Source organism: Desmonostoc vinosum, from assembly GCF_059505385.1.
Map to the genome: position 1 here is coordinate 1 of NZ_JCACKM010000235.1, position 7,512 is coordinate 7,512.

Here is a 7,512-nt window from a genome sequence, read left to right on the forward strand (position 1 = left end):
GTCCGTTTCAACGGACTTTTGCTATTAGGCAGAGACTTGAGTCTCTGACGGTTCCAGTATTTTTGCAAGAAGTCTAATGTTGTAACAGCGTGTGAGAAGTGCAACTCAATCAAGAGCGGTCTCACTTCTTTGAAAAAGTTTGTAGTATGCCCTTGACATTTTTGTAATATGTTTGTAATCTATATGTAGTAAAGCACTAGAGTCTAAGTACGAGTTCAAATCTCGTCAATCGCTTTCTTAGCCCTGTAACTCAGTTGGGAGAGTGCCTCTCTTACAAGGAGGAAGTTGCTCTTTCAATTCCTGCTGGGGTTACCAACTTATGGGAGTGTCGCCTAACAGATAAGGCAACCGTCTTCTAAACGGTTTTATATATGTACCTATCACTTCTGCTGTATGGGGTCATAGCTCTAACTGGCAGAGCGCCTGTTTTGCACACAGGAGGTTAGGGGTTCAAATCCCCTTGATTCCACTGAATGGTGTCTGAAGCCAAAGTGGTCGCGGCGCTGGTTTGTGGAACCAGTCATAACGGGTTCAAGCCCCGTCAGACACCCCTTCAAGGAAGATGCTGCTCAAGGGAGGGCAACTAGTCTTGAAAACTAGAGCAGGGTAACACCTGGGGGTTCAATTCCTCCATCTTCCGCTTTCCACCTGAAGCCGACTCATTAATTTTTTGTGGGGTTTTTAGGGTCGTTTTCTGTGACTACTTCAAATTGACCCATGCAACCATTTTCAGCGATCGCGTCTTGATGGGGATGAAACATATACTTACCTGGATAGTGAAAAACAAACTCTAAGATGTGCCTTTCTGCTATACCCATCGTAATCACATCAGTTTTCTCGCTCCCCTTCATACTCATGCCATAGCGATAAACGTCGAAGAAGTTGGCGTGTAGATGAAATGTCACTGCCGGATCGTATTCAATGATGTTGAGAACATATAGCCGAATTAACTGATCTTTGTAAATCCGCACAGGATGATGCATTAAGTAGTGCGGCAGACCATTGAAGGCATAATACTCATTGTGGCTATCGTCATTCACGTCATACCCAGCCATGACTAGGACTATCTCATCCGCTGGGGGGCGAGGTGTGGGTGGATCAACGATGAACATCCCATACAACCCCTTGGCGATGTGGCGCGTCACTGGCTCCACGTGACAATGGTATAAATGGACACCATACGGTTCGGCATCAAACTCATAAATTGTTGCTTTGCCATTACCGATTGGGCGAATGCCATCCATTTCTGAGGGGTGAACACCGTGAAAATGTAAAGAGTGAGAATGTCCTGCTTTGTTGAGAAATAATACCCGGATGCGATCGCCTTGTTGTGCCCGTAGCGTTGGCCCTGGTATGCGACCGTTTAAATCCCAAATGTTGTAAGAAACAGCACTATTTAATTGAATTACAGAAGTATCCGCGACTAACTGAAATTCTCTAATGGTGCGTCCATTTTCTTTTTTTACTGTCCCATAATCGAAATTTCGTAGCACCTGCATCGGGTTAGCAGCTCCCTGTGGTGCTTCCATTTCCATTGATGGCACTCTGACAATTGACTTAGTTTGTGGCTTCAATATCTGCCATAGCGCTGCTGCACCTGCCACACCAGCACCCGTCATACCCAGCTTCAGTAGTTGACGGCGGCTCCAAAGTTGGTCTTTATTCAAAGTGAAGTTGTTGGGCATGACATTACGATGAGCGCTCCAAGAAATTGCAAAATATTTGCAATAATTTTTCTTAAATATACTACAAATAAAACTGATTCTTGTCAACAATTCTCAATTAACTTAAGACACAATTAAGTATTTTTCAGGCAATAGCCTGCTTTTGTTCCCAAACTGTATTGATTTTGGTTTCACTTGGCGATCGCCCTTGAGAAAAAGCTTTTTAATTTACTTTTTGTGATGTTGTTAATGTAAATTTTTATCTTAATGGAGAATATCATCCTATAAAACAATGTGTCATGCGTTTGTCATTTGTATTAACTTTATGCGTAAATTTCTGCATGATAAGTTGTAAAAAAAATGAACAATAGTAGTTAACAGTCAACAATCAAGAACTATCTCTCATATTTCACAAATTATTTAAAACCGCTATAATATAAAACTTTAATTACATTTGTTAAAGTCGAAATATTTAATACATTTTATACACACTTGTCAAATACAAAGTTGATGGTATATCTTTTTGCAATCAAGTGGCATAATGCCTTTTGATTGATAAATTTCTCACATTAACTATGGAAGGTCAAAAATGACTGTTTTTTCTTCTACTTCAGTATTGCAGAAGACCGCAAGCATTACCCTATCTAAACCTGTGCAGGTAACACTTTATATGCTGCTATCTTCTTTAGTAATCTGGACTGTTTTTTTCTCTACCTATCCTGCGGCTCATAACACAACACACTCTATGCGTCACCATACCTTAGGTGTTGCATGTCACTAAATAATCATCATTCCAAGATTTGTTAAGTGCATAAGCCTTTATTAAGCACCCAACAAAAATAATGATGTTAACATGGCTGATATTTGATGTCAGTGTTTTTGCTTAGAAAAATTGAGTTTTGTAGAGATGAAAAACTAAGCATCTCTACATTACTTTATCCTGATCTCAATCAATAAGGTTTTATGAAAAAGTATCAACTATTTGGAGTAATTAGTACTGTTTGCATGGCGTTGTCAGTTCTTTATTCCTTTGTGGGATTTTCCCAAATTCCTACACCTAGAGTGATTCTCTCTACCAACCCACCCCAAGAACGTATTCATCCGTTTGAGGCAGGAACAGAAAAACCACAATCCCCTGTGACTCTGACACTACAAGCTGTTGATGCTGGGGGTAAACCGTATAGAAATGCTTTAATCGACTTACAAATTCTCACGCCACCATCTAATCCTTGGTTGACAACAGATTTTCCAATCGTTGAAGGCACAAAATTGCTAGAAATGAATGCAGCCGCACCTGATGGAAAACTAGAAATCCAACAGATGTTACCTATCCGTGGTAACTATCAATTACGGGTAAAGGTGTCACCTCTGGTAGGACAAGCTTTTGGTGCTTATGAGCAAAATTTGAATCTGCATGTTCAAGAAAACCCAGTTAAATATAAATATTTTGCCGTTGTTGTCGCTGTTTTATTGTCAATGGGATTGTTGGGCGGCTGGGTTATTGGCGGACAAGAACAACTACGTCAAGGAGAAATTGCCCCCCAGTCAGTACGTCTGTTATTGAGTGCATTGACAGTAGTCGCTATAGTCACCCTATTATTTATTAACCTGAGTGCAGAAGTTGCAGAAGCTCATGGTAGTGGACACTCAAATAGTACCGAAGCGATCGCACCATCCGCTCAAAAATCTCAGGAATTAGAAGTCCGTCTTGAAGGTGATAAAAACGCAACTGTGGGAAAAGCTGCAAATTTAGCTGTGCAGGTGAAAGATCCTGTAACAGGACAACCTATCAAGGATGTAGCTTTACAAGTTAAAGCTATCGCCCTAGAAGACAATCTCACAGTTTTTGCTTACAAAGGAACCCCTAACCAAGAAGGCAAATTAATATGGCTGGAACAATTTTTTGATGGCGCACCCCACAAAATTGAGGTAGAAGCAACTCCACAACCAGGCTCTAACCGTCAATTTTCACCAGTCAAAATAGCACAAAAAGTGGAAGTTGAAGGAATTGCACCACCAATTTATACTCGGTTAATTAGTTTATTTTACTTTACTGGCATTGTTGGCATTGGTATGGCAATTGGATTACTAATACAGCATTGGCGTAAACCACAAGTAAAGACAAATTAATCGTACTAATCCTATATTTTTTGAGTTCGGACATTAGACATCTTGCACCTGCCCAATCTCCCGCCAGAGAATAAATTCTCGCTCTTATTAGGTTAAGTCCACTTAAGTGGACTTAAATCTATGCTTTTTGTGAGATTTAGTCCTCTTGAGAGGACTTTTGCTATTAGCCATAGGTTTCTAAACTATGGCGGTTTTTGGGACTGGTGCAAGATATCAGTTGAGTTAAATCAAGTTTTTTGTAGGCATACAAAAATATTTTACTTGTGCTATTTAAAAATTTTTAAGTAACTTTTAACGCTTTATTTAAATATAAACTTAACATAAGTTAATATAATAATAGATAAGTATAGTAATTGACGCATATTTTATTGTCTATCTGCCTAAAGTCACACTATAAAATCCCCCAAGAGGGCATTGAAAAAAGAGGAAAAATTTTGTTTGTTATTAATTTGATGCCGTAGTTATATTGCTTAGTCTGCGTAAATAAACATATTTAGATTTCAGTGAAACGTCATGCATATTCCTGATGGGTTTATTTCTGTACCTGTAGCAAGCGCTACTGGGTTAGCAAGTGCAGCAGCACTTTTAGTTGCTTTTGGGCGATCGCAAGATGCTTTTGGAATTCGTCGCGCCCCCGTCTTGGGGCTAACCACTGCTTTTATTTTTGCCGCGCAAATGATCAATTTTCCGGTAGCAGGCGGCACTAGTGGTCACTTGTTAGGGGGAACTCTCGGTGCGATCGTTTTGGGTAGTCCTTGGGCGGGGACATTATGTATTGCCACAGTTTTAATTATTCAAGCTGTACTATTTGCCGATGGTGGGATCACAGCCCTGGGAGCGAATATTTTTAACATGGCAGTAGTTGGTGTTTGGGTTGGCTGGATTTTAACCCAAACCTTGCAGCGGTTGTTTGGAGGTTCTAAAAGACGCTTACCCTTAGCTGCTGGCATTGCGGCTGGTGTTAGTGTAGTGGTAGCAGCTGTAGCTTGTGCTATTGAGTTAGTCCTTTCTGGAACCGCACCTGTAAGTATAGTTTTGCCTGCTATGACTGGTGTACATATTTTGATTGGTATTGGTGAAGGGCTAATTACTGGAGGTGTGTTAACTTATCTATCGACTACACGGCCAGACTTATTACCAGGAGAACAGCAACAGTTTCGTGGATGGTTGGTTCCTGTTGTAAGTATTTTCTTGATAGCAGGGGTGCTGTCGCTGTTTGCCTCAGCTTGGCCTGATGGTTTGGAAAAAGTTGCAGAAAACTTGGGCTTTATCAACCTAGCCGAACAAGTGCGGGTAACTGTGCCAACACCTTTGGCTGATTACGAAATTCAAGATTTGGGGCCAATTGGCACCAGTATTGCTGGGCTTGTAGGAGCTGCGGTTTGCTTTGCTGTTGCCTTTGGAATTGCCAAGGTAGTGAAACCGAAGAATGCTTAAACTTTCCTTACCCTTACGTTTGCAGTTGTCCCTAGTAATTGTGGTAGGGACAGCTTTACTAAAGCATTATGCTTGGTCTTGCCTAGCTGTGTATGGCGCGATCGCATTTTTGTGGGCTGGACTATTACGCGCCCCAATTCGCCAAATGGGAGGACTACTCGGTACAGAATTGATTTTCCTCTCGTTAATGGCGTTACCCTTGGGATGGGAGCGAGCTAGCTTTTTGCTGGTTCGTTCTTTAGTTTGTTTACTGACGATGAATAGTTTTTTGCTCACACTACCACCACACAGTTTTGGCATTGCCCTCAAAAGCTTACCTGTGCCAGCACCCTTAAAAGAAAATTTGCTCTTAGCTGGGCAGTACATGGAAATTTTATTAGATGAAGTAGCACGAATGCAACGCGCCGCTCAATTACGCGGTTTAAATGGAACTGCGGGATGGTTGCGCTATGCCAGTGCATCAATGATTGGTGCTTTGTATCTCCGCAGTTTAGACAGAGCTGAAAGAGTTTACGCCGCAATGATCACTCGTGGTTACAATGGTCAATTACCCATAGATTCACCCTTCAGACCAAAAGAGCGGATTGCCATATTAGTAGCTTCGGCGATCGCAGCCAGTTTAACCATAACTTCTTACAGAATTTAGCGCAGTTAAAATTTTGAAATCTTTGACATCTAACACCCAACCTTCAACCCATGATCCTCACGCTGCCGTAGTCGAGGTGCAAAATCTGGTGTATGCTTATCCCCAACAGGAGCCAGTATTGCGAGAAATTTCTTTTAGCTTAAATCCAGGCGATCGCGTCGCATTAATGGGGGCAACTGGTTCTGGAAAAAGTACCTTACTAGAAAATCTCATTGGTTTAAAACAGCCCTTAACCGGGAAAATCTTAATTAATGGTATTCCAGTAGAACCTAAAACCTTACCCCAAGTGCGTCGTCAAATTGGCTTTGGTTTTCAAGATGCCAACGACCAATTATTTATGCCCACCATCTTAGAAGATATTACCTTCGGGCCACGCAACTATGGCGTACCATCAGCGATCGCAATTGATCGCGCCCGACAATTACTAGCCGATTTTGGTCTAGAAGCCTACGCTCATCGTTCCGCACATGAACTTTCTGGTGGACAGAGACGCCTTGCAGCCCTAGCAGCAATTTTGGCACTAGATCCCACAATTTTAATTTTAGATGAACCAACCAATGGTCTTGATCCAGCATGGCGACGGCATTTAGCGCAAGTATTGCTAAAATTGCCCGTACAAGTAATGTTAATCGCCTCCCATGACCTGCATTGGTTAAGCAAAGTTACTCAACGTGCTTTAGTGCTTTCCAGTGGTTGCATTCAAGTAGACGCCAACATCCAATCACTCTTGCAAGAAGGCGATACCTTAGAGCAATTAGGTTTACCTATAGATTGGTAGGGACTGGGGATTAGGGGTAATAGGGACTGGGTTTCCGTGGGCTGAGCGAAGTCGAAGCCCACGGGGGAGATGAGCGAGAAATTTTCCCCGCGTCCATTCCCAATTTCCACTTGCAACTCATAATCATTTCGACTATGATTTATTTAAGAGGAATTAGATATTGCCTTGGGCTAAAAATTCTAAATAGGGAACAGGGAATAGTTTTTCCTATTTCCTGAGATCGCTGATCGTACTTTTACCAAGCGTAATTGAAGTAGCTGGGGTGGGGAGTATACAGAAGTTAAGAAACAACAAAGGAACAAATCATGAAATTTAATCGCTTTGAACATATCAACCTATCTTGCAAAGATATTGATGCCAGCAAGAAGTTTTACCAAACTCTCTTTCCTGATTGGTCTGTACGCGCCGAAGGTGTTTTTAACGGCAGTCGTTGGATGCATTTCGGGAACGATCAATTTTATCTTGCTTTGAATGATGACCCTGAGCAGAAAAGAATACATCAAGCCTATGAAAGCATTGGTATTAATCATGTTGGCTTTGTCATCGAAGACGGCGAAAGCATGAAAAAATTGCTTGAAACCGAAAGCATTGAATACTACACAATGACAGCACCTGAAACCAAGCACAGAATCTATGTCAATGATCCAGATGGCAACGAAATTGAGTTAGTTGAATATCATCTGGAGTATGCGTTGAGGTAATTCGTAATTCGTAATTCGTAATTCGTAATTGGGAATTGGGAATTGTCATTTGTTATTAATTATTCTCCGCGTCCCGCGTCCCCGCGTCCCCGCGTCCCCGCGTCCCCAGTCCCCAGTCCCCAATCCCCAGTCCCCAATCCCCAATCCCCAGTCCCC

Annotated in this window: 7 protein-coding genes and 4 tRNA genes; 10 read left to right on the forward strand and 1 reads right to left on the reverse strand. The window is 41.8% G+C overall.

The genetic code is table 11. The features are described from left to right. Positions 1-239 precede the first annotated feature (239 nt). The 4 genes from AC5JMF_RS27205 to AC5JMF_RS27220 all read left to right on the forward strand — a co-directional run bounded on the left by AC5JMF_RS27205 (position 240) and on the right by AC5JMF_RS27220 (position 640). Positions 240-315 (forward strand) — tRNA-Val (locus tag AC5JMF_RS27205). Positions 316-395: 80 nt separating this feature from the next. After that, positions 396-469 (forward strand) — tRNA-Ala (locus AC5JMF_RS27210). A 7-nt stretch (positions 470-476) separates the two neighbouring features. After that, positions 477-550, forward strand: a tRNA-His gene (locus AC5JMF_RS27215). Between the two features lie 7 nt (positions 551-557). After that, positions 558-640 (forward strand) — tRNA-Ser (locus tag AC5JMF_RS27220). A 22-nt stretch (positions 641-662) separates the two neighbouring features. Here AC5JMF_RS27220 and AC5JMF_RS27225 read toward each other — a convergent pair. Then, positions 663-1,685, reverse strand: a complete 1,023-nt coding sequence (locus AC5JMF_RS27225) for a multicopper oxidase domain-containing protein (protein WP_495798831.1) — start codon at positions 1,683-1,685, stop codon at positions 663-665. A 568-nt stretch (positions 1,686-2,253) separates the two neighbouring features. On the opposite strand from AC5JMF_RS27225, the gene AC5JMF_RS27230 reads away from it, so the two are divergent. From AC5JMF_RS27230 to AC5JMF_RS27255, 6 genes are all read left to right on the forward strand, one after another. Next, on the forward strand, positions 2,254-2,445 hold the full coding sequence (locus AC5JMF_RS27230) for a CbtB domain-containing protein (protein ID WP_495798832.1): 192 nt from the start codon (positions 2,254-2,256) through the stop codon (positions 2,443-2,445). Between the two features lie 182 nt (positions 2,446-2,627). Further along, complete coding sequence (locus AC5JMF_RS27235; protein WP_495798833.1) at positions 2,628-3,794, forward strand: hypothetical protein; 1,167 nt, start codon at positions 2,628-2,630, stop codon at positions 3,792-3,794. A gap of 513 nt (positions 3,795-4,307) precedes the next feature. Continuing rightward, positions 4,308-5,231 carry an energy-coupling factor ABC transporter permease gene (locus AC5JMF_RS27240; RefSeq protein ID WP_495798834.1) on the forward strand — a complete coding sequence of 308 codons (924 nt, stop codon included), beginning with the start codon at positions 4,308-4,310 and terminating at the stop codon, positions 5,229-5,231. Continuing rightward, on the forward strand, positions 5,224-5,877 hold the full coding sequence (locus tag AC5JMF_RS27245; protein ID WP_495798835.1) for an energy-coupling factor transporter transmembrane component T family protein: 654 nt from the start codon (positions 5,224-5,226) through the stop codon (positions 5,875-5,877). Before AC5JMF_RS27240 ends, AC5JMF_RS27245 begins: the two co-directional genes overlap by 8 nt. A gap of 13 nt (positions 5,878-5,890) precedes the next feature. Continuing rightward, entirely contained in the window at positions 5,891-6,655 is a 765-nt protein-coding gene (locus AC5JMF_RS27250) for an energy-coupling factor ABC transporter ATP-binding protein (protein ID WP_495798836.1), read from the forward strand. 305 nt (positions 6,656-6,960) lie between these two features. Further along, the gene (locus tag AC5JMF_RS27255) at positions 6,961-7,356 is read left to right on the forward strand and encodes a VOC family protein (protein ID WP_495798837.1); all 396 of its coding nucleotides are present in this window, start codon (positions 6,961-6,963) and stop codon (positions 7,354-7,356) included. Positions 7,357-7,512: the final 156 nt, after the last annotated feature.